The organism is Streptomyces hygroscopicus subsp. hygroscopicus, assembly GCF_030269125.1.
In the GTDB taxonomy this organism is placed as follows: domain Bacteria; phylum Actinomycetota; class Actinomycetes; order Streptomycetales; family Streptomycetaceae; genus Streptomyces; species Streptomyces hygroscopicus_C.
Map to the genome: position 1 here is coordinate 365,207 of NZ_BSSM01000006.1, position 24,390 is coordinate 389,596.

General features: G+C 74.2%; 20 protein-coding genes and 1 riboswitch. Of the genes, 8 read left to right on the top strand and 12 right to left on the bottom strand.

Translation table 11 applies throughout. The annotated features are described in order from the left end of the window. The first annotated feature begins 701 nt into the window (after positions 1 to 701). The 6 genes from QSK45_RS16870 to QSK45_RS16895 all read left to right on the top strand — a co-directional run bounded on the left by QSK45_RS16870 (position 702) and on the right by QSK45_RS16895 (position 8,420). Positions 702 to 1,103, top strand: coding sequence for a DUF4186 domain-containing protein (locus tag QSK45_RS16870; protein WP_285557631.1), 402 nt, complete (start codon positions 702 to 704; stop codon positions 1,101 to 1,103). A gap of 119 nt (positions 1,104 to 1,222) precedes the next feature. Beyond that, positions 1,223 to 3,445: an NADP-dependent isocitrate dehydrogenase gene (locus tag QSK45_RS16875; protein WP_285557633.1), complete on the top strand. Its 2,223-nt coding sequence runs from the start codon at positions 1,223 to 1,225 to the stop codon at positions 3,443 to 3,445. Between the two features lie 208 nt (positions 3,446 to 3,653). Further along, positions 3,654 to 4,964: a bifunctional o-acetylhomoserine/o-acetylserine sulfhydrylase gene (locus QSK45_RS16880; RefSeq protein ID WP_285557636.1), complete on the top strand. Its 1,311-nt coding sequence runs from the start codon at positions 3,654 to 3,656 to the stop codon at positions 4,962 to 4,964. Next, positions 4,965 to 6,104 (top strand): homoserine O-acetyltransferase MetX, encoded by a 1,140-nt coding sequence (gene metX, locus QSK45_RS16885; RefSeq protein WP_285557639.1) that lies wholly within the window; start codon positions 4,965 to 4,967, stop codon positions 6,102 to 6,104. It abuts the gene before it with no gap. A 125-nt stretch (positions 6,105 to 6,229) separates the two neighbouring features. Then, positions 6,230 to 7,009, top strand: a complete 780-nt coding sequence (locus QSK45_RS16890; RefSeq protein WP_285557641.1) for an N-formylglutamate amidohydrolase — start codon at positions 6,230 to 6,232, stop codon at positions 7,007 to 7,009. Positions 7,010 to 7,193: 184 nt separating this feature from the next. After that, positions 7,194 to 8,420 carry a cytochrome P450 gene (locus tag QSK45_RS16895; protein ID WP_285557644.1) on the top strand — a complete coding sequence of 409 codons (1,227 nt, stop codon included), beginning with the start codon at positions 7,194 to 7,196 and terminating at the stop codon, positions 8,418 to 8,420. A gap of 12 nt (positions 8,421 to 8,432) precedes the next feature. Here QSK45_RS16895 and QSK45_RS16900 read toward each other — a convergent pair whose 3' ends face one another. The 3 genes from QSK45_RS16900 to QSK45_RS16910 are packed head-to-tail and all read right to left on the bottom strand — an operon-like array spanning position 8,433 to position 11,049. Continuing rightward, positions 8,433 to 8,993 (bottom strand): hypothetical protein, encoded by a 561-nt coding sequence (locus tag QSK45_RS16900; RefSeq protein WP_285557646.1) that lies wholly within the window; start codon positions 8,991 to 8,993, stop codon positions 8,433 to 8,435. Further along, entirely contained in the window at positions 8,990 to 9,565 is a 576-nt protein-coding gene (locus QSK45_RS16905) for an RNA polymerase sigma factor (RefSeq protein ID WP_285557647.1), read from the bottom strand. The genes QSK45_RS16900 and QSK45_RS16905 overlap by 4 nt, the downstream gene beginning before the upstream one ends. Positions 9,566 to 9,624: 59 nt before the next feature. Next, positions 9,625 to 11,049, bottom strand: coding sequence for a S8 family peptidase (locus QSK45_RS16910; protein WP_285557649.1), 1,425 nt, complete (start codon positions 11,047 to 11,049; stop codon positions 9,625 to 9,627). Positions 11,050 to 11,123: 74 nt separating this feature from the next. Here QSK45_RS16910 and QSK45_RS16915 point away from each other — a divergent pair, with 74 nt between their 5' ends. Further along, positions 11,124 to 13,736 (top strand): CHAT domain-containing protein, encoded by a 2,613-nt coding sequence (locus tag QSK45_RS16915; protein ID WP_285557651.1) that lies wholly within the window; start codon positions 11,124 to 11,126, stop codon positions 13,734 to 13,736. Positions 13,737 to 13,766: 30 nt separating this feature from the next. Here QSK45_RS16915 and QSK45_RS16920 read toward each other — a convergent pair whose 3' ends face one another. Continuing rightward, on the bottom strand, positions 13,767 to 15,479 hold the full coding sequence (locus QSK45_RS16920; protein WP_285557653.1) for a LuxR family transcriptional regulator AbsR2: 1,713 nt from the start codon (positions 15,477 to 15,479) through the stop codon (positions 13,767 to 13,769). Positions 15,480 to 15,573: 94 nt separating this feature from the next. On the opposite strand from QSK45_RS16920, the gene absR1 reads away from it, so the two are divergent. Then, positions 15,574 to 16,659, top strand: coding sequence for a beta-glucuronidase AbsR1 (gene absR1 / locus QSK45_RS16925; protein WP_285557656.1), 1,086 nt, complete (start codon positions 15,574 to 15,576; stop codon positions 16,657 to 16,659). Between the two features lie 108 nt (positions 16,660 to 16,767). Here the strand turns inward: absR1 and QSK45_RS16930 are convergent, their stop codons facing one another. The 8 genes from QSK45_RS16930 to QSK45_RS16960 form a co-directional block, all read right to left on the bottom strand. After that, positions 16,768 to 18,144: an NtaA/DmoA family FMN-dependent monooxygenase gene (locus tag QSK45_RS16930; protein WP_285557658.1), complete on the bottom strand. Its 1,377-nt coding sequence runs from the start codon at positions 18,142 to 18,144 to the stop codon at positions 16,768 to 16,770. A 19-nt stretch (positions 18,145 to 18,163) separates the two neighbouring features. Further along, positions 18,164 to 19,408, bottom strand: a complete 1,245-nt coding sequence (locus tag QSK45_RS16935) for an LLM class flavin-dependent oxidoreductase (RefSeq protein ID WP_285557660.1) — start codon at positions 19,406 to 19,408, stop codon at positions 18,164 to 18,166. A gap of 133 nt (positions 19,409 to 19,541) precedes the next feature. Then, positions 19,542 to 19,664, bottom strand: a complete 123-nt coding sequence (locus tag QSK45_RS38540; RefSeq protein ID WP_395484471.1) for a putative leader peptide — start codon at positions 19,662 to 19,664, stop codon at positions 19,542 to 19,544. 148 nt (positions 19,665 to 19,812) lie between these two features. Then, positions 19,813 to 20,832, bottom strand: a complete 1,020-nt coding sequence (locus QSK45_RS16940; RefSeq protein WP_285557662.1) for a transporter substrate-binding domain-containing protein — start codon at positions 20,830 to 20,832, stop codon at positions 19,813 to 19,815. 38 nt (positions 20,833 to 20,870) lie between these two features. Beyond that, positions 20,871 to 21,662, bottom strand: coding sequence for an amino acid ABC transporter ATP-binding protein (locus tag QSK45_RS16945; RefSeq protein WP_285557664.1), 792 nt, complete (start codon positions 21,660 to 21,662; stop codon positions 20,871 to 20,873). Next, positions 21,659 to 22,639 (bottom strand): amino acid ABC transporter permease, encoded by a 981-nt coding sequence (locus QSK45_RS16950; protein ID WP_285557666.1) that lies wholly within the window; start codon positions 22,637 to 22,639, stop codon positions 21,659 to 21,661. Before QSK45_RS16950 ends, QSK45_RS16945 begins: the two co-directional genes overlap by 4 nt. Positions 22,640 to 22,843: 204 nt before the next feature. Beyond that, complete coding sequence (locus QSK45_RS16955; protein WP_285557667.1) at positions 22,844 to 22,993, bottom strand: hypothetical protein; 150 nt, start codon at positions 22,991 to 22,993, stop codon at positions 22,844 to 22,846. A gap of 31 nt (positions 22,994 to 23,024) precedes the next feature. Beyond that, positions 23,025 to 23,135, bottom strand: a riboswitch (SAM riboswitch). Positions 23,136 to 23,214: 79 nt separating this feature from the next. After that, complete coding sequence (locus QSK45_RS16960) at positions 23,215 to 24,108, bottom strand: glutathione S-transferase C-terminal domain-containing protein (protein ID WP_285557668.1); 894 nt, start codon at positions 24,106 to 24,108, stop codon at positions 23,215 to 23,217. Positions 24,109 to 24,390 lie beyond the last annotated feature (282 nt).

The following is a 24,390-nucleotide window of genomic DNA, read 5'->3' on the forward strand; positions in this document are numbered from 1 at the left end:
GAGCCGCGGATGCCCCCCGGGACCGGGCCGCGGAACCGACGCACCCGCAAACACCGGACCACCACGAACGAACCGGTCGCCCACGCACCGTCCGAGCGGCCCCGAGACCGGACCGCACCCCCGAGCAGATCCCGCGAACGACCCCGAAGCGGCACACCCGGCGGCCCCGGGGCGGAATCCGGTGGTCGCCGGAGGGGACCGGCTGCGGGCAGAAGCCGGGGCACACGCAGGACGAAGACGGAAAGCCAGGGGCGCCCCCACGGCCAAGACGGAAGACCGGGGCGATCCCCAGGGCCGAAAGGCCGGTGATCGCCGGACCGAAAACCGCGGAGGACCGAAAACCCGGCCGCGGAACCGACGCACCCGCAAACACCAGCACCACGCCGGACCACCACGAACCAACCGGTCACACCCCCCCCGCACCGCCCGAGCGACCCCGGAGACCGGACCGCGGCCCGAGCCGGAGACCCCCCCGAGGCAAGGACGGGAAGCCGGGGACGCCCCCCGAGGCCGAAGACGAGAAGGCGGGGACGCCCCCCGAGGCCAAGGACGGGAGGCCGAGGGCGCTCCCCCCGGACAAGGCGGCGGACGTTCGCCCAGAGGAAAGCCCCGGGTGACCACGCAGACCGGGTCGGAGAGGCATCGAACCACCGGCGCGAGCGCCCCGGGCGATCGCCGGCTCCCCGTATGCTCGTACCGAGATGACCGTTTCACCCGATCCCCGCCCCCTCGACCGGCGGCTGGACGCCATCGCCCGTCAGCCGTTCCGGGCGAAGTTCCGGCTGCGCGGGCGGGAGCGGGTCACCGCGGAGACGAAGGGGCCGGCCACGATCCGGTGGCACGCGTACGACCTGATCGCGAGGCGCCTCGCCCCGGCAGCGCCGTACAAGGACGGCAAGCAGACGCCGTACCGGGGCCATCCCGTCTTCGTCGCCCAGCACGCGACCGCCACCTGCTGCCGGGGCTGCCTGTCCCGCTGGCACGGCATTCCCCAGGGGCACCGGCTCACCCGGGCCGAACACCTGTACGTGGTGGAGGTGATCTGCCGCTGGATCGAACGCGAGCTGACCGACGAGCCCGGGGAAACAAGCGAACGCGAATGACCAGCCGGGCGGCCGGTCGGCGGAAAACAGCGGCCCCGGGCGCCACCCCTGTCGATCCCGCATCCGGCACGAGATATCTTGATGTCGAGCAATGTTGCAGACGTGGAGCGGAGCACCCGGTGACTGACTCGACCATCATCTACACGTACACAGACGAGGCCCCGGCCCTGGCGACGCATTCGTTCCTGCCGGTGGTCCGGGCGTACGCCTCGCAGGCCGGCGTGCCCGTGCAGACCCGCGACATCTCGCTGGCCGGGCGCATCATCTCCGTCTTCCCGGAGTACCTGAACGAGGACCAGCGCATCGCGGACGCGCTGACCGAGCTGGGCAACCTGGCCAAGACCCCCTCGGCCAACATCATCAAGCTGCCGAACATCTCGGCGTCCATCCCGCAGCTCAAGGCCGCCATCGCCGAGCTGCAGGGCAAGGGCTACGCGCTGCCGGACTACCCCGACGACCCGAAGACCGACGAGGAGCGCGAGATCCGCGCCCGCTACGACAAGATCAAGGGCTCCGCGGTCAACCCGGTACTGCGCGAGGGCAACTCCGACCGCCGTGCCCCGGCGTCGGTGAAGAACTACGCCAAGACCCACCCGCACCGCATGGGCGCCTGGACCCCCGAGTCCAAGACCAACGTGGCGACCATGGGCGAGAACGACTTCGCCACCACCGAGAAGTCCGCGGTGATCGCCGAGGACACCACCCTGCGCTTCGAGCTGGTCGGCGCCGACGGCACGACCACCGATCTGCGCGCGCCGCTGCCGGTCATCGCCGGTGAGGTCGTGGACGCCGCCGTGCTGCGCGTCGCCGCGCTGCGCGAGTTCCTCACCGCGCAGGTCGACCGCGCCAAGCAGGACGGCGTGCTGTTCTCCGTGCACCTGAAGGCCACGATGATGAAGGTCTCCGACCCGATCATCTTCGGTCACGTGGTGCGCGCCTTCTTCCCGAAGACGTTCGCGAAGTACGGCGAGACGCTCAAGGCGGCCGGCCTCTCCCCGAACGACGGCCTCGGCGGCATCTTCAAGGGCCTGGAGAACCTGCCCGAGGGCGCCGAGATCAAGGCGTCCTTCGACGCCGAGCTGACCGAGGGCCCGGCGCTGGCCATGGTCGACTCCGACAAGGGCATCACCAACCTGCACGTCCCCTCGGACGTCATCGTGGACGCCTCCATGCCCGCGATGATCCGCACCTCGGGCCACATGTGGGGCGCGGACGGCCAGGAGCACGACACCCTCGCGGTGCTGCCTGACTCCAGCTACTCCGGGGTCTACCAGGCCGTGATCGAGGACTGCCGCGCCCACGGCGCCTTCGACCCCTCGACCATGGGCTCGGTGCCGAACGTCGGCCTCATGGCGCAGAAGGCGGAGGAGTACGGCTCCCACGACAAGACCTTCGAGATCCCGGCCGACGGCACGGTCCGCCTGGTCGACGCGGCCGGCAACGTGGTGCTCGAGCAGGCCGTGGCCCAGGGCGACATCTTCCGCGCCTGCCAGACCAAGGACGCGCCCATCCGCGACTGGGTGAAGCTGGCCGTCACGCGCGCCCGCGCCACCGGTGACCCGGCCGTGTTCTGGCTGGACGAGAACCGCGCCCACGACGCGCAGCTGATCGCCAAGGTGAAGCAGTACCTGCCGGAGCACGACACCGAGGGCCTGGACATCCGCATCCTGTCCCCGATCGAGGCCACCAAGCTGTCGGTGGAGCGCATCCGCCGCGGCGAGAACACCATCTCGGTCACCGGCAACGTGCTGCGCGACTACCTGACCGACCTGTTCCCGATCCTGGAGCTGGGCACCAGCGCCAAGATGCTGTCGGTCGTCCCGCTGATGGCGGGCGGCGGCCTGTTCGAGACCGGCGCGGGCGGCTCCGCGCCCAAGCACGTCCAGCAGCTGCTCAAGGAGAACTACCTGCGCTGGGACTCGCTCGGCGAGTTCTTCGCGCTCGTGCCCTCCCTGGAGCAGTACGCGACGGCCACCGGCAACACCCGTGCCAAGGTGCTCGCCGACACCCTGGACCGCGCCACGGCGACCTTCCTCAACGAGGACAAGTCCCCGACCCGTCGCCTCGGCGGCATCGACAACCGCGGCAGCCACTTCTACCTGTCGCTGTACTGGGCGCAGGAGCTGGCCGGGCAGACCGAGGACGCCGACCTGGCCGCGGCCTTCGCGCCGCTCGCCGAGACCCTCGCGGCCGACGAGCAGAAGATCGTGGCCGAGCTGAACGGCGTCCAGGGCAAGCCGGCCGACCTCGGCGGCTACTACCGGGTCGACCAGGAGAAGGCGGACGCGGTGATGCGCCCGTCGGCCACCTGGAACGAGGCGCTGGCGTCCTTCGCCAAGTGACCCAGGGGTTCCTGGAGCCGCTCACCTGAGTGCCCCGCCGCCCCGGCCGGTGTCCCCGGCCGGGGCGGCGTCGTGTGTCGGCGGCATTGCGGCCGTGTGTCGTCCCGCGAAGTCCTCGTGTCGTCCCGCGCGTAGACCTGTCGGCCGAGGACCCCGCGTGGTTGCCTCGTGCCACGTCACCGCCTCCCGCGCACGAGGAGCCCGCACCATGAGCACGCAGCCCGGTACCGCCGCCTGGTCCTTCGAGACGAAGCAGGTCCACGCGGGGGCCGCCCCCGACCCCGCGACCGGCGCACGGGCCACACCCGTCTACCAGACCACCTCGTTCGTCTTCCGGGACACCCGGCACGCGGCCGACCTGTTCTCGTTGGCCGAGCCCGGCAACATCTACACCCGGATCCACAACCCCACCACGGACGTGTTCGAGCAGCGGATCGCCGCGCTGGAGGGCGGGGTCGGGGCCGTCGCGGTGGCCTCGGGGCAGGCCGCGGAGACCCTGGCGATCCTGACCCTGGCGGGCGCGGGCGACCACGTCGTCTCCAGCGCGGCGCTGTACGGCGGCACGTACAACCTGTTCCGGCACACGCTGGCGCGCCTCGGCATCGAGGTGTCGTTCGTGGCCGACCCGGACGACACGGAGGCCTGGCGGGCGGCGATCCGGCCGAACACCAAGGCACTGTTCGCCGAGTCGCTCGGCAATCCGCGCGGCAACGTGCTGGACGTACGGGCGGTCGCGGACGTGGCGCACGCCGCGGGGGTGCCGCTGATCGTGGACAACACCGTGCCGACCCCGTACCTGCTGCGGCCGATCGAGCACGGCGCGGACATCGTGGTGCACTCGGCGACCAAGTTCCTGGGCGGGCACGGCACCGCGGTCGCCGGTGTGGTGGTGGACGGCGGCACGTTCGACTTCGGCGCGCACGCGGACCGGTTCCCGGACTTCAGCGAGCCGGACCCGAGCTACCACGGGCTGCGTTACTGGCCGGCGCTCGGTCCGGGCGCGTTCGCGGTGAAGCTGCGGGTGCAGCTGCTGCGCGACCTCGGCCCGGCGCTCGCCCCGCACTCGGCGTTCCTGCTGCTCCAGGGCGTGGAGACGCTGAGCCTGCGCCTGGAGCGGCACACGTCCAACGCGCAGGCGCTCGCCGAGTGGCTGGAGGGGCGGGACGAGGTGGCGGCCGTCCACTACGCCGGCCTCGCCTCCAGCCCGTGGTACGAGGCCGGGCGGACGTACCTGCCGCGCGGCGCCGGGGCCATCGTCTCCTTCGAGCTGCGCGGCGGCATCGAGGCGGGCAAGCGGTTCGTGGACGCGGTGGAGCTGTTCAGCCATCTCGCCAACATCGGTGACGTGCGCAGTCTGATCATCCACCCGGCGTCCACCACGCACAGCCAGCTCACCGAGGAGGAGGCGTCGGCCACCGGCACCACGCCGGGTCTGGTGCGGCTGTCCGTCGGCATCGAGAACCTGGCCGACCTCAAGGCGGACCTGGAGGCCGGCTTCCGCGCGGCGAAGGGCGCGTAGGTGGACACCGTCACGGCGACCGGGCAGGTGCGGGCCACCGGGGCCTGGCGGGAGGGCGATCCGCCGGGCCGCCGCCTGTGGCACCAGGCCGCGCGGCCGCTACGGCTGGAGGGGGGCGGGGAACTCCCGGGTCTGCGGCTGGCGTTCGAGACGTGGGGACGGCTCGCGCCGGACGCGTCCAACGCGGTGCTGGTGCTGCACGCGCTGACCGGCGACAGCCATGTCGCCGGCCCGGCCGGCCCCGGGCACCCCACGCCCGGCTGGTGGGAGCCGCTGGTCGGTCCCGGGCGGCCGCTGGACACCGACCGGTGGTTCGTGGTGGCCCCCAATGTGCTGGGCGGCTGCCAGGGCAGCACGGGGCCCGCCTCGCCCCGCCCCGACGGTCGCGGGACGTGGGGCGGCGCCTTCCCCTTCCTCACCCAGCGCGACCAGGTCGCGGCGGAGGCGGGGCTCGCGGACGCGCTCGGCATCGACCGCTGGGCGTTGGTGGTGGGCGGCTCGATGGGCGGGATGCGGGCGGTGGAGTGGGCGGTGTCGTACCCGGAGCGCACCGGGGCGCTGCTGCTGCTCGCCACGACGGCGGCGGCGAGCGCGGAGCAGATCGCCTGGGCGGGCGTGCAACTGCGCGCCATCCGCGCGGACCCGCACTGGCAGGGCGGCGACTACCACGACACCGCCCACGGCCCCCTCACCGGCCTCGGCCTCGCCCGCCGCCTCGCCCATGTCACCTACCGCAGCGAACCCGAACTGGCCACCCGCTTCGGCCGCGCCCCGCAAGCCACCGAGCACCCCTGGCAGGGGGGCCGCTACCAGGTCGACTCCTACCTGGACCACCACGCCGCCAAACTGGTGCGACGCTTCGACGCGGCGAGCTACGTCGTCCTGACGGAGGCCATGAACGCCCACGACGTCGCCCGCTCACGCGGCGGCCTCCCCTCCGCCCTGTCCCGCGTCACCGCCCCCACCCTGGTCGCGGGCGTCGACTCCGACCGCCTCTACCCCCTCGCGCAGCAGCAGCGGCTGGCCGCGCTGATCCCGGGCGCGGACCGGGCGAGGGTTCTGGAATCGCCCTACGGACATGACGGGTTCCTGATCGAGACGGAGCAAGTGGGGTCGCTGGTCGCGGAGTTGCTGGGCTGACGGTCGGCGCCACCCGTGGGTGAGCCGGCGGGGCGCGCAGAGGCCGGCGGCCGCTCGGCCGCCGGGAATGTATGTTCCTTCCCACCTGTTCCCGCGCCCGCCGCCGACCACGCCCGGAGCCGCCGATGCCCGCCTTCGAACTCCTGCCCGGCGCGCCCGAGTCGCCGGTGCTGCTGCACGTACCCCACTCCGCCCGCGCGATCCCCGGCGACGTGCGCGCCGGGATCCTGCTGGACGACGCCGCGCTGGAGCGGGAGTTGGATCACATCACGGACGCGCACACGGCGGAGCTGGCCGAGCGGGCGGCGGGGCTCGCGGAGCTGGCGCCGTGGCGGTTCGTGAACCGGTTGTCGCGGTTGGTGGTGGATCCGGAGCGGTTTCCGGACGAGCGGGAGGAGATGCTCGCCGTCGGCATGGGCGCCGTGTACACGCGGACCACGCACCGGGAGGAGCTGCGGCCCGGTGACACCGATCCGGGACCGCTGGTGGAGCGGTACTTCCGGCCGTACGCCGAGGCCATGACCCGGGCCGTGGCCGAGCGGCTCGCGGCGACCGGACGGGCCGTGGTCGTCGACGTGCACTCGTATCCGGCGAGGGCGCTCCCCTACGAGCTGCACGGCGGCGGCCCGCGCCCGCCGGTGTGCCTGGGCACCGACCCGTTCCACACCCCGCCGAAGCTGCTCGACGCCGCCCGCGCGGCGTTCGCGGCGTACGGGGAGACGGGGCTGGACAGCCCGTTCAGCGGGGCCTACGTGCCGCTGGAGCACCACGGCACCGATCCCCGCGTCGAGGCACTGATGATCGAGGTCCGGCGGGACACCTACATGAGCGAGCCCGGCGGCCCGGCCGGACCCGGCCTCGACCGGCTCGCGGCCGCCCTGGGCGCCCTGGTCGACGCGCTGTAGCCGGGGCCCCGCCCCAACGCCGGCCGGCGCGGCGGAGCCGGGCCGCGATGCCCGCGCCGGGCGACGCCCCGATAGCAGCCTCGTGACGGCGCCGCCGAGCGACACGCCGTGGCCGCGCCGTCCCAGTCCCCGCCTGGAGCAGTCCCGCACGACACCCGGCACGCCCCGTCCCATCGTGGAGGGCATGACGACCTTGGAGACCAGCGCGCCCACCGGTCAGGAACCGCCCCCCGTCCGGGACTGGCCCGTGCTCGACCTGGACGGCACGGAGTTCGACCCGGTGCTCGCGGGACTGGTGCGCGAGGGGCCGTTGACGCGCATACGGCTGCCGTTCGGCGAGGGCTGGGCCTGGCTGGCCACCCGCTACGAGCACGTGAAGCTGATCACCAACGACCCGCGCTTCAGCCGCGCGGAGGTCGCCCGTGGCCAGGTCACCCGGCTCGCGCCCAACTTCGCGCCCCGCCCCGGCTCGCTCGCCTGGGCCGACCAGCCGGACCACAACCGGCTGCGCAAGCCCATCGCCGGCGCCTTCACGGTCGGCGCGATGAAGCGGCTGCGGCCCCGCGCCCAGGAGATCCTGGACGAGCTGGTGGACGGGATGGTCCGCGAGGGGCCGCCCGCCGACCTGGTCGAGCGGGTGCTCGAACCGTTCCCGCTGTGCGTCGTCAGCGAGGTGATGGGCGTCCCCGACACCGACCGGGAGCAGGTGCACGCCTGGACCCGGCAGATCATCTCCCTGTGCGGGGGCGCCGAGGCCGCCGACCGGGCCAAGAACGGTCTGTACGGCTGGATCACCGACATCGTCCGGGCCCGCGCGCGCAGCGCCGGCGAGGACGTCTACTCGATGCTCGCCGGCGCCGTGGCGCGCGGCGAGATCGGCGAGGAGGAGGCCGTCGGGCTCGCCGGTCCGCTGCAGATCGGCGGCGAGGCGGTCACCCACAACTGCGGGCAGATGCTGTATCTGATGCTGACCCGGCCGGAGCTGATGGAGCGCATGCGGTCGCGGCCCGCGGAACGCGGCCCGGTGTTCGACGAGTTGCTGCGCTGGATCCCGCACCGCAGCACGGTCGGGCTCGCCCGGATCGCCCTGGAGGACGTGGAGATCGCCGGGCACCGGATCGCCGCGGGCGAACCGGTCTACGTCTCCTATCTCACCGCCAACCGGGACCCCCGGGTCTTCACGGACCCCGACCGCATCGAACCGGACCGGGATCCCAACCCGCACCTCGCCTTCGGCAACGGCCACCACTACTGCACCGGCGCGGTGCTGGCCCGCCTCCAGCTCGAACTGCTGGTGGACACGCTCCTCGACCGGCTGCCCGGCCTCCGGCTCGCCGTGCCGGCGGAAGAGGTCCGGTGGCGGCAGCAGACGATGATCCGGGGCCCGCAGACCCTGCCGGTGACCTGGTGAGCCGGGGCCCGGTCAGGCGCGCAGCCACTCGGTGACGATCACCTCCGTGCCGGTGCTCAGCCGCAGGGCGAAGGGGCCGGACGGCGGGGTGTCGCTGGTGAAGCGGCCGAGCGTGTCGACGGCGACCGGGCGGGCGGCGCCCGGACCGCCGAGTACCTCGATCCGCGCCGGGCCGGGCGGCAGCACCTGCCCCATCAGTCCGTCCCCGGTGACCTCGATGTCGACGGTGAGCGGCCCCGCGCGGAAGGTCAGCATGCGCGGCACGTCCGTGACCCCGCGCACCGGCAGCGCGTCCACCAGCGAGTCGAAGGTCAGCTCGGCGATCTTCGCGTCCAGGTCGTGCAGCGCGTAGGCGTCCAGGGCGATTTGGCACAGTGTCTCGGGGACGGGGTCGAGGACGGCCGCCGCCTGGCGCAGCTCCTCCTCCAGCAGCGCGTCCGCCGCGAGCGCGTCCTCGGCGAGGACGCGCTCGGCAGGGGCGTCCCCTGGCGGAGTCTCCCCCGCGAAGGAGTCCTCCGCCCCGTCGCTGTTCCCGTCCGCCCCGTCGTACGGGAACCCGTTGTCCTCGTTCATGCCGCACCCCGTTGGTCCATCCGGGCCCGCAGCCGGCGCAGACAGCGCTGGCGCAGGGGGCCGATGCTGCCGACCGCGATGCCGAGCGCGGCCGAGATCTCCACATAGCTGGGCGGCGGTGAGGCGATCAGCACGCGCAGCAACTGGCGGCAGCGCGCGCCCAGTCCGTCCAGCTCCTGCCACAGCCGGCGGACCCGCTCGGCCCGGTCCGCCGCCTCCTCCGAGTCGATCAGTGTCTGTTCCGGCGTGCGGTCGTCGCTGGCCCGGTCCAGGACCTGCGGATCATCCGTGAGGGTGAGCCGCGTCATGCCCTTGATCACCTTCAGGCACTCGTGCCGGGCCGTGCTCGCCAGCCAGGCGCCGGTCTTGTCGGGTTCCCGGATCCGCCCCAGGTGCTGGGCGAAGCGGAACCACACGGTCTGGTAGACCTCGTGCCCGTCGGCGTCGGAGAGCCGGTGCGCGCGCACCACCGACCACACCAGCGGGCTCATGCCTTCGACCAGCGCCTTCCAGGCCGCGGCGTCCCCGTCGACGGCGGACCGGACGAGCGCGCCGACCTCTGTTCGGTCCACGGCTCCACCCCTCGTATAGGGCTCGTCATGGTACGCCGTGGAGCGGAGGGTTCCGGCGCTCACGCCGGCAGCGCCGGGGCCGGGACCGGGACCGGCCGCCAGGTCGGCGGTCGCAGCGCGCGGACCTTCGCCCCGCGCACGTCGGTGCGGTGGGTCGCCTCCGCCAGCAGCCGGGCACCCGCCGTACGCGGGTCGCGTTCGCGCTCGGCCGTCATCAGGGCGGCGACGAGTCCGGCGGCGACCGGGGTGGCGAAGGAGGTGCCGCTCCACTGCGCGAGCCCGTCGAACATGACCTGCTCCGGCTTGCTCCCGGTGTTCTCCCTGTTCTCGCTCAACTCACCGGTGTGGCGCGGGAACTGGCAGGTGCAGGAGTAGTCGAAGCCGAACCGGCAGTCGTCGTAGGTGGAGTGCTGGTAGAGGTACGGCACCGGGGTGCCGAAGCCGGTGAGGGCGCTGGTGAGGCGCTCGCCGGGGGCGAAGACGCGCACCCAGCGGCCGTGGTTGCTGAAGCACGCGGGGCCCTCGCCGTCCGAGCGCAGCGCGCCGACCGAGACGACGCTGTCCGCGTACTCCGGCAGGGCCGCGTAGGCGGCGGGCCAGAACGGGACGTCGCTGCCGTTGTTGCCCGCGGCCGCGACCAACAGGGTGCGCTGCCTGCGCAGTTCACGCATGAAGGCGTCCAGGCCCAGCAGTCCGTGCCGGCCCGCGACGGGGCTGCCCGCGGAGAGGCTGATCACGTCGGGCCAGCCGCCCCGGTCGACGGCCTCGAAGAGCCGGCCGCCGAACTCCGACTCCAGTACGGCGCCCGCGTCGTTCAGGGTGCCGCGCACGGTGATGTCGGTGTTGGGCGCGACGGCCGCGAGGATGCCCGCGATGAACGTGCCGTGGCCGACGTACTGGCGCAGCACCCCGCCGTCGTCGGTCTCGGCCGCCTGGACGTCGCCGGTGGTGTGGGCGAGCAGCGGGTAGGCGTGGTGGTCGTGCACCAGACCGGTGTCGACCACCAGGACGCGGACGGCGGTCGCCGGGTCGTGCCCGGTCCCGGCGGCGGCCGGGTTGGGCTGCCCGGTGCGCGCGACGGGCACCGGTTCGTCGCCGGGGCAGGCGTTGACCGCGATGTGCACCACGTGGTTGCGGCCGGCCAGCGGGCGCCCGTGCCGCTCCTCGGCCGACCGCAGGGCGCCCAGGGCGTGCGGCACGGGGTCCTCGCCGAGGTCGGGCGCGCCGACCCGGATGCGGGTGACGCCGCCCCGGCCGGTCTCCGGCCCGTCGCGGCGCACGTGTTCGGGCAGCAGCCCCGGGGTCTCGGTGAAGTGGGCGCGCACCGCGTCCTCGACGGCACGGGCCTCCTCCCCGGAGCGGGCGAGGACGACTCCCTTCTCGTACAGCGGATGTGCCTCGTCGTCCGGGCCCATGGCCAACGGGACGTCGGGCATCGAGCGCTGGATGTGGTCGAACTGCTCGCGGTATCGCTTGAGTGCCATGCCGTGTCTCCCCCTGGAAAGGCGGTGTACGAGAGTGAGAGCCGCCGGTCCGCCGTCTGATACAGGCCACTACCATGCGAGGCGTGACAGCGGGAAGCGAACCGGCCCTCCAACTGCTGCCCCTGGTGTTCGCCGACCCCGGCGAGGCGCGGGCGCGCGCCGAACTGCTGCTGGAATCCGCCCCGGCACCGCTGTCCGCCAGCATCGCCCACCAGGTCCTCGGCATCTGGCAGCGGGACTTCGGCGATCTGCGGATCGCGCTCACCCACCTGCGCCGGGCCCGGGACCTGGCCGCGCGCGCCGACTCCGCCGACCGCGAGGCGGACGTGCTGGCGACGCTGGGGGTCGCACTGGTGCACGCGGGGCGCACACGGCAGGGGCTCGCCGCCTTCGAGCGGGGCGCCGCGCGGGGCACCGGGCACACCCGGGCCCGGGTGCTGTACCGGCGGGCGTACGTCTGGTGGGTGCTGGGGCACCACCCGGAGGCGCTGGAGGACGTGCGGCGGGCGCTGCCGGTGCTCAGGCAGCTGCGCGACGACATCTGGACGGCGCGGGCGCTCACCCTGCGGGCCACCGTGCACCTGGCGCTCGGCGCGGTGGAGCGGGCCGACGCGGACTTCACGGCGGCGGAACGGCTGTGGGACACCACGGGCCAGGAACACGACAAGGCGGACGCGGTGGAGAGCCGGGGTCTGGCCGCGTTCCGCTCCGGGGACATCCCCGCCGCGCTGCGCCTCCTGGACGAGGCCGAGGAGCGGTACGCGAAGCTCGGCACGCCCACCTACATGCTGTCGGTGCGGCGCTGCGAGGTGCTGATGGCCGCGGGGCTCGCCCCGGAGGCGCTGTCCGAGGCGGACGCGGCGATCGCCCTGCTCGACCGCATCGGCGGCCAGTCGACGCGCAAGGCGGAGCTGCTGCTGGCCGCCGCGCGGGCGGCCCGTTCGGCCGGGGACGCGCACACCGCGATCGCCCGCGCGGCCGTCGCCGTACGGCTGTTCGCGGCGCAGCGGCGGCTGTGGTGGGAGACGCACGCCCGGCTGGTGCTGATCGAGGCGCGGGTGGCGGCCGGGCGCCGCTCGGGGCGGCTGGTCGGGGACGCGGCGGCGGTGGCCGAGCGGCTCGCCTCCTTCGGCTCGCCCGCCGCGCCCGAGGCGTCGCTGCTCGCGGGCCGCATCGCGCTGGCCCTCGGCTGGACGGCTGACGCGGAGCGGCACCTGGCGGTCGCGGCCCGCGGCCGCCACAACGGACCGCCGCCCGCCCGGATGACCGGCTGGGCGGCGCAGGCGCTGCGGTCGCGCGCGGCCGGGTCCCGGCGGGGCGTCCTCGAGGCGTGCCGGCGCGGCCTGGACGTCCTGGACGACCACCGGATGACGCTGGGCGCCTCGGAGCTGCGTGCCCATGTGACCGCGCAGGGCGCCGAACTGGCCGCGCTGGCCCAGGAGGTGAGCCTCACCCACGGCGGCCCGCGACGGCTGCTGGAGTGGAGCGAACGGTGGCGGGCGACCGTGCTGTCCACGCCGCCCACCCGGCCGCCCGCCGACCCGGCACTGCTCAGCGGGCTCACCGCGTACCGGGAGATCGCGGCGCGCGCGGAGGAGGCCCGGATGGAGGGCCGACCGGTGCCGGCCCTGGAGCGTGAACAGCGGCGCCTGGAACGGGAGATCCGCTCCCGCACCCGCCACATCCGCGGCTCCGCTCCGCACGAGGGGGCGCGCTTCGACGTGCCCCGGCTGCTCGACCGGCTCGGCGACGGCCGGCTGGTCGAACTCGCCGTCGTCCAGGGACGGGTGCACGTCCTGCTGTGCGGGCGGGGCAAGGTGCGGCGGTTCGTCGGGGGCCCGCTGGCGGACGCGGTGGCCGAGGCGGAGTACGTCCAGGCGGGGCTGCGACGGCTCGCGCACCCGGGGGCGGAGGCGCGGCTGCCGCTGGTGGAGGCGGCCGGCGCCCGGCTCCAGGAGCTGCTGCTCGCCGGGGCCGTGCCGCATCTGGGCGGGGGCCCCGTGGTGATCGTGCCGCCGGGGGCGCTGCACCGGGTGCCCTGGGCGCTGCTGCCCGCGCTGCGGGAGCGGGTGCTCAGCGTGTCGCCGTCGGCGGGCAGCTGGCTGCGGGCCCGCGAGACGGAACCGCCGCGCGAGGGCCGCACCGTGCTGGTGCGCGGCCCCGGCCTCGCCACGGGCGGCGCGGAGGTCCCCGACCTCGCGGGGCGCTACGGCACGGCGACGGTCCTGGAGGGCGACGACGCCCAGGTTCCCCGTGTCCTGGCCGAGTTGGACGGTTCGTGCCTGGCCCACCTCGCCGCCCACGGCACCTTCCGGGCGGACAGCCCGCTCTTCTCCGCCCTGCGCATGGCCGACGGCCCCCTGATCGTCCACGACTTCGAACGCCTGGCGCGCAGCCCCTACCGCATCATCCTCTCCAGCTGCGACACCGCCCGCCTCGCCTCGGTCGGTGCCGACGAACTCCTCGGCCTGGTCACGGCGTTGCTCCCGCTGGGCACGGCCGGGGTGGTGGCCAGCAGCGCCCCGGTGAACGACGCGGCGGTGATCCCCCTCATGCTCGCCCTCCACAAGGGCCTCACCGCCGGACTCTCCCTGGCCGAGTCCCTCCGCGACGCCCGGACCACCCTGCCCTCCGACACCGTCCACCAGGCAACGGGCTGGGCCTTCGCGGCATTCGGCGCGGCGTGAGCCGGACGGCCGGAAGGCCGGGACGTCCGGTCATGCCGGTTCGTCGAGCAGACAGGGCAGCGCCCCCCGGTCGCCCGTGCCCAGCCGCGTGTACGCGCTGTACAGATGGTTCCCCACCGTCCGCACGGACAGCGTCAGCCGCTCGGCGATCTCCCGGTTGCTCAGCCCCGCCGCGGCCAGTGCCACGACCTGCCGCTGCCGCGCGGTGAGTTCGCCGAGCACCAGCCCCGCCAGCGCCGGCGTGCGCGCGCCCTGGCAGCGGCGGGCGAGGGCGAGCGCCCGCGTCCGGGAGCGCCGCGCGGCACGCGGGTCGCGATGGACTCCGACGGCCTGTGCGTACGCCTCCGCGGCGAACAGCAGGAACCCCCGCTCCTCCAGCGCCGCCGCGGCGAGATCCAGCGCACCCCCGTCCCGCCGCACCAGTGCCTCGGCGTGCCGCGCCAGCACACTGCCCGCGGGCAGCGGACCGGCGGGGTGACCGAGGCGTACGGCGCCGTAGCGCGCGTACACGTCACCCGCCGCGAAGCCCCGCCCCGACTCGTCCGACTCGGCCTCGGCCAGCTCCAGTTCCGCACCGCACCCCGCGTCACCCGGCGCCCACCGCATCCCCTCCCGCGCCCAGGCGGCGGCGTCCCGCACCGCGCCCCCCAGCCGCGCGAACCGCGCCCGTACGGCCGCGTACCCGGCCGGCACCGGGCCCCCCTCGGCCACCACCCAGTCCCCCACCGGCGTGGCCACCGGCCGCACGTCCATCTGTTCCAGGCGCTTGGTGAGGAAGCGCTGTTCGGCATCGAGCGCGGCAGCGTGGCCGTCCGCGTCCCGGCTCAGCCGACGCGCCCGCAGCCGCCCGGTCGTCGCCCGCAGCGCGGCACCGTGCAGCGGGTCGGCCAGCACGACCCCGCCCGCTTCGTCCACGGTGATCAGTCCCGCCGCCTCCAGCCGTTCGAGGACGTCGAGGTCGAGGTCGTGCGCCGGAAGCCGCCCCGGCTCGGCGAAGGCGAGGCGTTCGAGGATCTCGCGCTCGCCGGGCGCGGAGCGCTCCAGCACGGGCGCGAGGTGTTCGCGGACGACCGGGGTGACCGGCAGCGGGCCGCGCCAGGCGCGCTCGCCGGTGCCGGGCACGGGGACGAGGCCGTCACCGGCGCCGAGCGCGGCCACCAGCAGGCGCAGCAGCCGCAGATCGCCCCGGCACAGCCGGTGCAGCCGCCGCACGGTGAGCGCTTCGAGTCCGGCCGCGCCGAGAAGCGCGGCGGTGTCCTCGGCGGGCAGCGGCGCCAGGGCCAGCCGGGGCAGCAGCTCCCCCGTCCACAGCCGGGACACCGCGCCGGGCGCCGCCGCCCCCTCGGTCGCCGCGACGACCAGCCGGGTGCGCCCGTGGGCGGCCAACTGGTGGACCAGCGCGGCCGAGTCCTCGTCCAGCAGATGGGCGTCGTCCACGACCAGGAGCCGGACGCCGGCCAGGGCCCGCACCGCGCCGTGCAGCGAGCCGGTGTCGGGCAGCAGGTGCGCGAACGCCGCGAACGGCAGGTGGCGGGCCTCGGGAGTGCCGGTCACCGTGGCGTGGTCCGTGCCCCGGACCGCCTCCGTGATCAGCCGGGTCTTGCCGCGCCCCGCCGGGCCGGTCACCACGATGCCGCGCCGGCCCGAGGCCGTAGCGCCCCGCACCAGGTCCAGTTCGTCCTGCCGGCCGGTGAACGGCCAGGGCAGTTCGAGAGTCTTCGCGTCCTGTTCGTAAGTCCTCACACCATCCAGAGCATGCGTACTCAGGTTTGATACAGGGCGACTTGAGTAGCCCCCGACTCAGGCGCCGGTCCGGGCGGCCGGGCACGCTGGCCGCATGACCCGACGCCTGTGCTCGCTTTCGCGGCAGCCGGCCCCGTCCTTCGGACCGGGGCTGACCGCCGAACGGCAGGCCGCGCTGCTCGCCGGGCGGCGCATGTGGGTCAACGGCACGGTGCTGCACTACTGCTTCCTCGACGCCGACCACGACGCCTCGGTGATCCCGGTCCCCGGGACCGGGGAGCTGCGCCGGGTCGCGTGGGCGGGCGGCAAGGAGCAGCAGGACGTGGTCCGCGAGTGCTTCGCGCAGTGGGAGGCACTCGGCATCGGCGTCGCCTTCGCGGAGGTCGGCGACCGGGGGGAGGCCGAGCTGCGGATCGGGTTCCAGGCCGGCGGGGGCTCCTGGTCGGCGGTGGGCCGCGAGGCCCTCGCGGTCGGCCGGGGCGAGCGCACCATGAATCTCGGCTGGGACGTGACCGCGCAGGGGGAGCGTGGCACGGTCCTGCACGAGATCGGGCACGCGCTGGGCCTGGTGCACGAGCACCAGAACCCGTGCGCCGGGCTGCACTGGGACGACGAGGCCGTCTATGCGGAGTTGGCGGGCCCGCCGAACCACTGGAGCCGGGAGACGGCGTACACCAACGTCCTGCGGTCACTGGACGCCGGGGAGTCCAGGGGCGCGGTGTGGGACCCGCGCTCGGTGATGGCCCTGCCGTTCGGTCCGGGGCTGGTGCTGGAGCCGGAGCAGTACCGCGGGGGGCTGCGTCCGGCCGACCGGCCGTCGGACCGGGACCGGGAGTTCGTCCTGCGCTGGTACCCGCCGGGTGCCGCGTCCGGGCCCGACCCGCTGGTGCCGTTCCGTTCGGCACCGCTGGGCCTGGGGCCGGGCGAGCAGGCGGACTTCGCCGTCGAGCCGACGGAGACCCGCGACTACACCGTGGCGACCTTCGGCGACGCCGACACCGTGCTCGTGGTCTTCGAGGAGCGGGACGGGGAGCCGCGTTTCCTCGCCGGCCACGACGACGGCGGCACCCCGGACAACGCCTCCGTGCGGGTACGGCTCGTCCGGGGCCGCCGCTACTTCGTCCGCGTCCGCCTCTACTCCGCGTGGGGGTCGGGAAGGACGGCGGTGATGTGCTGGTGAACGGCACACGCGGACGGCACGGCCCCTAGTCCGGCACCGGGGGAGCGGGCGCGTACGTCACCCACGGGGGAGGTGACGTACGCGCCCGCGCCGGTGTCCGCCCCCGTCCTACGAGGCGGCCCGCTCGGCCGGGGCGGCGGAGTCGGGGTGGGCCAGGCCCAGGTGGTCGCGCAGGGTGGTGCCCTCGTAGTCCGCGCGGAAGACGCCCTGTTCCTGGAGGAGCGGGACGACCTTGTCGGCGAACGGGTCGAGGCCGCCCGGGGTGATGTGCGGGACGAGGATGAATCCGTCGGAGGCGTCCGCCTGCACGAACTCGTTGATGGTCCGGGCGACGGTGGCCGGGGCGCCCACGAAGGTCTGCCGGTTTCCGGTGTTGATCACCAGATCGCGGATGGACCACTTGTTGGCCTCCGCCAGCTCCCGCCATTCGCGCGCGATGGCGAGCGGGTCCCGGTACATCCGCACCTGGGCACGGCCCCGCGAGATGTGCTCCTCGCCGACCAGCGGGTCGACGTCGGGCAGCGGGCCCTCCGGGTCGTACGCCGACAGGTCGCGGTTCCAGACGAGTTCCAGGTGCTTGAGCGCGGTGGCGCCGCTCACCTGCTGCCGGCGCACCTCCAGGGCGAGTTCGGCGGCCTCGGCGTCCGTGTCGCCGAGCACGAAGGTCGCGGCGGGCAGGATGAGCAGCTGGTCGGGGCGGCGGCCGTACTTGGCGAGTCGGCCCTTGACGTCGGCGTAGAAGGCCTGCCCCTCCTTCAGGTGGGAGTACCTGCTGAAGATGGCGTCCGCGCCGGCGGCGGCGAACTCGCGGCCCTCGTCGGAGTCGCCCGCCTGGAAGATCACCGGGCGGCCCTGCGGGGAGCGCGGCACGTTGAACCGGCCCCGGATGTCGAAGTGCTGCCCCCGGTGCACGAAGGCGCCTGCCCGTGCGTCCCGCAGGAAGGCGCCGCCGGCCTGGTCGGCGAGGATCTCGTCGGCGCCCCAGGAGTCGAAGAGTTCGTGGGCGGTCGCGAGGAACTCCTTGGCGCGCGCGTAGCGTTCCTCCTGCGGCAGGAAGCCGCCGCGGCGGAAGTTCTCCCCGGTGAAGGCGTCCCACGAGGTGACGACGTTCCACGCGGAGCGGCCGCCGGAGAGGTGGTCGAGGCTGGCGAACTGGCGGGCCACCTCGTAGGGCTCGTTGAACGTGGAGTTGATGGTGCCGGTCAGGCCGAGCCGGTCGGTGACGGCGGCCAGCGCGGCCAGCACCGTGAAGGTGTCCGGACGGCCGACCACGTCCAGGTCGTATATCTTGCCGCCCTGTTCACGCAGGCGCAGGCCCTCGGCGAGGAACAGGAAGTCGAACTTGGCGCGTTCGGCGGTCCGCGCGAAGTGCGCGAAGGAGCTGAACTCGATGTGGCTGCCGGCGGCCGGGTCGCTCCACACGGTGGTGTTGTTGACGCCGGGGAAGTGGGCGGCCAGATGGATCTGCTTCAGCGGCTTGCTCATGGTCGTACGGTCCTCCGGCTCAGACGGCGGTGGCTGCGGCAGGGGCGGTGGCGGAGTAGCGGTTGGCGGGGCGGGCGAGGCCGAGCAGGCCGCGCAGGGTGTCCGCCTCGTAGGCGGTGCGGAACCGGCCCCGGCGCTGGAGTTCGGGCACCAGGTCGCGGCCGACGCGGGGCAGGTCGTGCCCGGCGACGGCGGGCCGCAGCCGGAATCCGGTCAGCCCGGCGCCCGCCGACTCTTCCAGCAGATCGGCGAGTTGAGCCGCCGTACCGGTGAAGATCCGGGCGTCGCCGGTGTACGGCTCCCCCGCGAGCGTGTCCAGCCGATCCCGCCGCGCCTCGGCCTCGGCCTGGCTGTCGTCCAGGAAGACCACGAGGTCCCCGAAGACGTGCAGAGTCTCTCCCGACCGCCCGGCCGCCTCCTGCTCGGCGCGGATCTCGGCCACGATCGCGCGGGCGTGCGCCGTGTCGCGCGGGGTGACGTATCCGACGTCGGCCTGGCGGGCCAGCAGCCGGTACGGCACGGTGCCATGGCCGAGTGCGGTGACCAGCGGCTGCCCCTGGGGCGGGCGGGGCGTGATGGAGGGACCCTTGACGCTGAAGAAGCGCCCCTCGAAGTCGATGTGGTGCAGCTTGTCCCGGTCGACGAAGCGGCCCGTCGCGCGGTCGCGGATCTCGGCGTCGTCCTCCCAGCTGTCCCAGAGCCTGCGCACCACCTCCACGTAGTCCGCGGCCTCGTCGAACAGGTCGGTGACCAGTCCCTGGGCGGCCGGGCTGTCGTACGCCTCGATCCGTTCGACGGCGCGGCGGCCGAAGTGGTCCGCCTCGTTCGGCCGGGCGGTGATCTGCACCCGAAGGCCCGCGCGGCCGGTGCTGACGTAGTCGAGGGTGGCGATCGCCTTGGAGATGTGGAACGGCTCGGTGTGCGTGGCGACCACGGTCGGGACCAGACCGATGTGCCGGGTGAGCGGCGCGACGCGGGCGGCGACGAGGACCGCGTCCAGCCGGCCCCGGACCTGGTCGGTGCGGTCGTCCGGATCGAGCGGGTGCGAGGACTGCGGCCCGAGGCCGTCCTCGATGGTCACGAAGTCGAGCAGACCCCGCTCGGCCTCGGCGACCAGGTCGGCCCAGTATCCGGCGGTGAGCAGGTCCCGGGGTCGGGCGACCGGCTCCCGCCAGGAGGCGGGGTGCCAGCCGGTGCCGTCCAGGGCGACGGCGAGGTGCAGGTGGTGGTGCTCGGAATGGTCGAAAGGAGTGGCAGGGGACACGAGTCGGGCGCCTTCCTGGGTGTCCGTACGAGGGTGTGCCGGGCCGCGCCGGTGGCGGGGCACGGCGACGGGCGGGCGCGGCGGGACGAGAGATCCGCGCGGCCGAAGAAACCGGGGCTGAACAGGGGGAGCGTCAGGGGCGACAGAGTGCGCCGGCCACGCGCTGGAGGTCGATGTGGGGCCGGGAGTGCAGCACGGCGGAACGGGCGGTCCGCAGGACGCGCGCGCACGGGAGGCGCCTGGGGTCCTCGGTCATGTCCGCCACCTCCGTCCACCGCTGCCGACGTGCTCGGCGGGCCGCGTGTGCGGCGCCGCGCGCATTTCGTCGTGAGTCACAACGTCCCGGCCCCACCCGGGTGTTCCCGGCCGCGCTCCGCGGGTCCGGGAATTTCGGCGTTCGCCGGTCAGGAGTCGCCGAGCGGCAGTCCGGGCGGGTTGACCCGGGACGTGGACACGGCCTCGGTGGAGAGGTTGTAGGCGGCCAGCCATTTCGCGTACTGCCCGTTCTCGATCAGGTGGTTGACGGCGTCCGCGATGGGCCGGGCCAGGCCGCTGTTCTTCTTCGTGGTGGCCGCGATCAGACCCTGGAGGCTCGCGCCCGCGCCGGAGTAGGTGCCCGCGCCGCGGGTGGGGTTCGGCGACTTCGCGGTCTGGGTGACGTGGTAGGCGACGCCGGGGTTCGCCCCGAAGTAGGCGTCGATCCGGCCGCCGGTCAGCGCGAGGTAGGTGGCGTTCTTGCTCGCGTAGTGCTTGACGGTGAGGGCCTTGCCCTGCGCCCTCAGCTTGCGCTGCCACTCCAGGAGGATCTTCTCCTGGTTGGTTCCGCTGTCGACGGCGACGGTCTTCCCGGCGAGGTTCTCGTAGTTCCCGGCGAAATTCCAGGTGCTCTTCTTCAGCACCTCGAAGCCCACGTTGTCCTTGCGGTACGAGGCGAAGTCGTACTTCTTCTTGCGTTCCTCGGTGTCGGTGATGTTCGCGAAGCCGACGTCGGCCCTGCCGCTGTCGATGCCGACGAACATGTTCTCCCAGGTGGCGTTGGACAGTCGGGGTTCGAGTCCGAGGACCGCGGCGACCAGTCGGCCGATGTCGGGCTCGGCGCCGGTGAGGGTCTTCTGGTCGCCGCCGGTGTAGGCGAGCGGCGGGAAGCCGTCGGGCAACGCGCCCACGACGATGTTCAGGGTGCCCCTCTCGCGGACGGCGGCGGGCAGCTCCGCGTTGAGGGACTTCACCTCGGAGACCTTCAACTCGGTCGGCGTGGCGGCGCCGTTGGACACCCTGCCCACGGTGACGGTGCCGGCGGCGTCGGTCGTGGTGACCGCCTGGCCGTTGCCGCCGCAGGCGGCGAGGGAGCCGGTGAGGGAGGTGACCAGGGTGGCCGCGGTCAGGCCGCGTATCAGGCTGCGTCGGGTGCGGTGGCTGGGCATGGCTGTCCTTGTCGTTCGGTGGTGCGGTGAGGGGGGGTTCACAGGACCCTGGCGAGGAAGTCCCGGGTGCGTTCGTGCCGCGGTCGGTCCAGCACCTCGGCGGGCGGACCCTGTTCGACGATCCGCCCGCCGTCGATGAAGACGATCCGGTCGGCGACCTCGCGGGCGAAGCCGATCTCGTGGGTGACGATGACCAGGGTGGTGCCGCTGGTGGCGAGGTCCTTGATGACGGAGAGGACCTCGCCGACGAGTTCCGGGTCGAGCGCGGAGGTCGGCTCGTCGAAGAGGATGATGCCAGGGCGCAGCGCGAGGGCGCGGGCGATGGCGACGCGCTGCTGCTGTCCGCCGGACAGCTGGCGCGGGTAGGCGCCGGTGCGGTCGCCGAGGCCGACCCTGGTGAGCAGTTCCCGTGCGAGACCACGGGCTTCGGGCCTGCCGAGGCGTCCGGTGGCGACGGGCGCCGCGGCCACGTTGTCGAGGGCGGTCAGGTGCGGGAAGAGGTTGAAGTCCTGGAAGACGAATCCGATCCGGCTGCGCTGGGCGAGGATGGCGCGTTCACCGAGTTCCTTCAGCCGGCCGCCGGTGCCGCGTCTGACGCCGATCAGTTCGCCGCCGACGCTGACATGGCCGATCTCGGGCTTCTCCAGGTGGTTGACGACCCGGAGCAGGGTGGACTTGCCGGAGCCCGAGGGCCCGATGACGACGGTGACCTCGCCGGGGCGCACGGTCAGGTCGATGCCGTCCAGCACGCGGTGGGTGCCGTACCACTTGTGGACGTCGCGCACCTCCAGCGCGGCCGGGACCGTCTCGGGGGTGGTGGGCGCGGTCATACGGCGGCCTCCCCGCGCAGCCGGGCCCGGAATCCGCCGAGTCCCGCGCGCGCCTTCTGCAGCGGGGTCGGCGGGAGGGCGCGAGTGGCTCCCCGCGCGAAGTACCGCTCGACGTAGAACTGGACGACGGACACGGCGCTGGTCAGGATCAGGTACCAGACGGTGGCGACGAGCAGCAGCGGCACGATGTCGCCGGGGTAGGTGCTGCCCATGCTCTGCACGGAGCCGAACAGGTCGAGCAGGGACACGTAGAACACCAGGGAGGTGCTCTTGACCAGGCCGATCAGCTGGTTGACGTAGTTGGGCGTGATGGAGCGCAGCGCCTGCGGCAGGACGATCCGGGTGAACCGGTAGCCCCTGGGCAGGCCGAGCGCGGCGGCCGCCTCGTGCTGGCCCTGGTCGACGGAGAGCAGCCCGCCGCGCACCACCTCGGCCGCGTACGCCGCCTCGTTGAGGCCGAGTCCGATGACGGCGACCGTCATGTCGGTGGCGATCCTCGACTCGTCGAAGGTGACGAAGGCGGGGCCGAACGGGATGCCGAGGCTCAGCGTCCGGTACAGGGCGCTGAAGTTGTAGAGGAAGATCAGGACGACGATCAGCGGCACCGAGCGGAACAGCCAGGTGTAGGTCCAGCTCACGGCGCGCAGCACCGGGCTGCCGGACTGCCGCGCGAGGGCCAGCAGCACGCCGCCCACGAGGCCCGACACGGCGCTGAGGGCGGTGACTTCGAGGGTCACGAGGAGACCGTCGAGGAGGGTGGGCCGCAGGAACCAGTACCGGAACCGGTCCCACTGGTAGAAGGGGTTCGTGGCGAGGCCGTGCACGATCTGCGCGGCGACCACCAGGACGAGGGCGGTGGCGATCCACCGGCCGGGTCGGCGCAGCGGCTGAACACGCTGTGCCTCAAGGCGTTTCGGTGGCTCTTGGGCGGGCGGCGCGGCGGCGAGCGAGACGGCGGCGCCTGGGGATTGACTCATGGCGGGCTCCGGCGAAGGACGGGGCATCCCGGGTACGACGGACCGGGCGCGGACCGCCGCGGGCTCGGGGCACACGGCGGGACGCGTCGGAACGCGCGGGAGCGGAAACGGAGTTGGTCCGGAAAGCGGGAACGGGCGGACCGGCTGCCGCAGAGGCGGCGAGCCGGTGCGCGGGCCGCGGCAGGCGGGGCGGGAAGGTGAAGGTCAGCCCCGCGAGCCGTGGGCCGCGCCCGGCGCGGTACACAGCGCGCTGCTGACGCGCAGCAGGTCGACGGCGCGGTCCGCGACCAGGGCGGCGCACGGCGGTACGCAGCGCCGGGAGCGGCTCGGGGCCGTCCTGGAAGCTGCGTACATGGCGTCACCTGTCACTGTTCGGGCCCTGGGGGCCGCGCGCTTACCGAAGTCGTCGTCCGGTCCGGTCGTCACCTGGGGCACCCCACCGCGTCGCGAGGGTTGCCGGTCAGCGAGCCAGGGCTTGGCGCTGACACTCATGACCGCATCTGAGCCGCAAGTAAGGCAGTCGGCGCCGCGAATGTCAACGGCTGTCCGTCACATGGACAGTCGCGGGCCCGATCTCACCTGCGGGAAGCGTCCGGCGAATCAGCCGCGTGGGCCTCCCAGTCCAGGATCTGGACGGCGGCTCCGGCGGCCTCCAGACCCCGGCACCGGGCCCGGTGGCGGCGGGCGATGCCGTCGAGGTCGAGGTGGCGGCCGAAGGCGGGGTGGGCGGTGAGCCGCCGGGCACAGGCCCACAGCGCCCGGTGCTCGGCGATCCGCTGCACGGCGGAGGCGTCGAGGTGGCAGCGGTGCACGGTGTCCAACCGCACGAGCGACACCCACAGTTCGATGTCGGCCGCGGTGAGCCGGCCGTCGGCCAGGTAGTCCTCCCCCGTCAGCCGCCGCTCCAGGCGGCCCAGGGTGTCCAGCAGCACGTCGAGGGCGGCGGCCCGCTCGGCCGGTCCCGCGCCGGCGTGTCCCGCGCGCTGGGCGGCCTCCTCGATGCCCTCGGCGCACATCCGCTCGACGGCTTCGAGCACGGACTCCAGGCCGGGCGGGAACAGCGGCCCTCGGCCGGTGCGCGAGAAGCGGTCGAGATCGCGCAGGATGTCGGCCGCGTGGGTGCTGACGATGCGGCCGGACCAGTCGTCGCTGAGCACCGGCGCGAGCGCCGGGCCCCGGTAGTGGTGGGCGCTCGCCTCGTACAGCGGGCGCAGTTCGGCGTGGCCGCCGTCGTCGTGGCCGTCCGGGAGGGCGGGCAGGAAGGTGACCGGACAGCTGTCGTCCAGGCCGAGGAGGGTGTGGCCGACGGCGAGGCGGAGCCCGTCGGGACAGGCGGTGGACAGATGGAGGCGGTAGCGGTGGGGCACGGCGTAGTGGCCGCTGCGCGCGTCCCGGCCGAGCCTGCCCCGGAAGACGGGCGCGGCGGTGCGGTGGGCGGACGGCACGGCGGCGAACGGAGTGATGGTCATGCGTCTCCCCGGGTCATGGGCGTATGAGGGGCCGCGCCGGCGGGAGCCGCCGGGCGGGGGTCGGGAGGGCCGGCCGAGGTGGGCGCCGGGACTGGTCCCACGCGTAGGCGGAGCCCGGTCCGGCACCAGGCGGAGCCCGGTCCGGCGCCGGGTGGGCGCCGGGTCCGGCGCCGGGTGGGCGCCGGGTCCGGCGCCGGGTGGGCGCCGGGTCCGGCGCCGGGTGGGCGCCGGGTCCGGTGCCGGGTGGGCGCCGGGTCCGGTGCACGGAGCCCGGTCCGGCGC

Excerpts from the sequence above, each read along its gene's own strand:
- QSK45_RS16870 (WP_285557631.1), top strand. The coding sequence starts at position 702 with ATGACCGTTTCACCCGATCCCCGCCCCCTCGACCGGCGGCTGGACGCC.
- QSK45_RS16880 (WP_285557636.1), top strand. The coding sequence starts at position 3,654 with ATGAGCACGCAGCCCGGTACCGCCGCCTGGTCCTTCGAGACGAAGCAG.
- QSK45_RS16890 (WP_285557641.1), top strand. The coding sequence starts at position 6,230 with ATGCCCGCCTTCGAACTCCTGCCCGGCGCGCCCGAGTCGCCGGTGCTG.
- QSK45_RS16895 (WP_285557644.1), top strand. The coding sequence starts at position 7,194 with ATGACGACCTTGGAGACCAGCGCGCCCACCGGTCAGGAACCGCCCCCC.
- QSK45_RS16900 (WP_285557646.1), bottom strand. The coding sequence starts at position 8,993 with ATGAACGAGGACAACGGGTTCCCGTACGACGGGGCGGACGGGAACAGC.
- QSK45_RS16910 (WP_285557649.1), bottom strand. The coding sequence starts at position 11,049 with ATGGCACTCAAGCGATACCGCGAGCAGTTCGACCACATCCAGCGCTCG.
- QSK45_RS16915 (WP_285557651.1), top strand. The coding sequence starts at position 11,124 with ATGCGAGGCGTGACAGCGGGAAGCGAACCGGCCCTCCAACTGCTGCCC.
- absR1 (WP_285557656.1), top strand. The coding sequence starts at position 15,574 with ATGACCCGACGCCTGTGCTCGCTTTCGCGGCAGCCGGCCCCGTCCTTC.
- QSK45_RS16930 (WP_285557658.1), bottom strand. The coding sequence starts at position 18,144 with ATGAGCAAGCCGCTGAAGCAGATCCATCTGGCCGCCCACTTCCCCGGC.
- QSK45_RS38540 (WP_395484471.1), bottom strand. The coding sequence starts at position 19,664 with ATGACCGAGGACCCCAGGCGCCTCCCGTGCGCGCGCGTCCTGCGGACC.
- QSK45_RS16940 (WP_285557662.1), bottom strand. The coding sequence starts at position 20,832 with ATGCCCAGCCACCGCACCCGACGCAGCCTGATACGCGGCCTGACCGCG.
- QSK45_RS16945 (WP_285557664.1), bottom strand. The coding sequence starts at position 21,662 with ATGACCGCGCCCACCACCCCCGAGACGGTCCCGGCCGCGCTGGAGGTG.
- QSK45_RS16950 (WP_285557666.1), bottom strand. The coding sequence starts at position 22,639 with ATGAGTCAATCCCCAGGCGCCGCCGTCTCGCTCGCCGCCGCGCCGCCC.
- QSK45_RS16955 (WP_285557667.1), bottom strand. The coding sequence starts at position 22,993 with ATGTACGCAGCTTCCAGGACGGCCCCGAGCCGCTCCCGGCGCTGCGTA.
- QSK45_RS16960 (WP_285557668.1), bottom strand. The coding sequence starts at position 24,108 with ATGACCATCACTCCGTTCGCCGCCGTGCCGTCCGCCCACCGCACCGCC.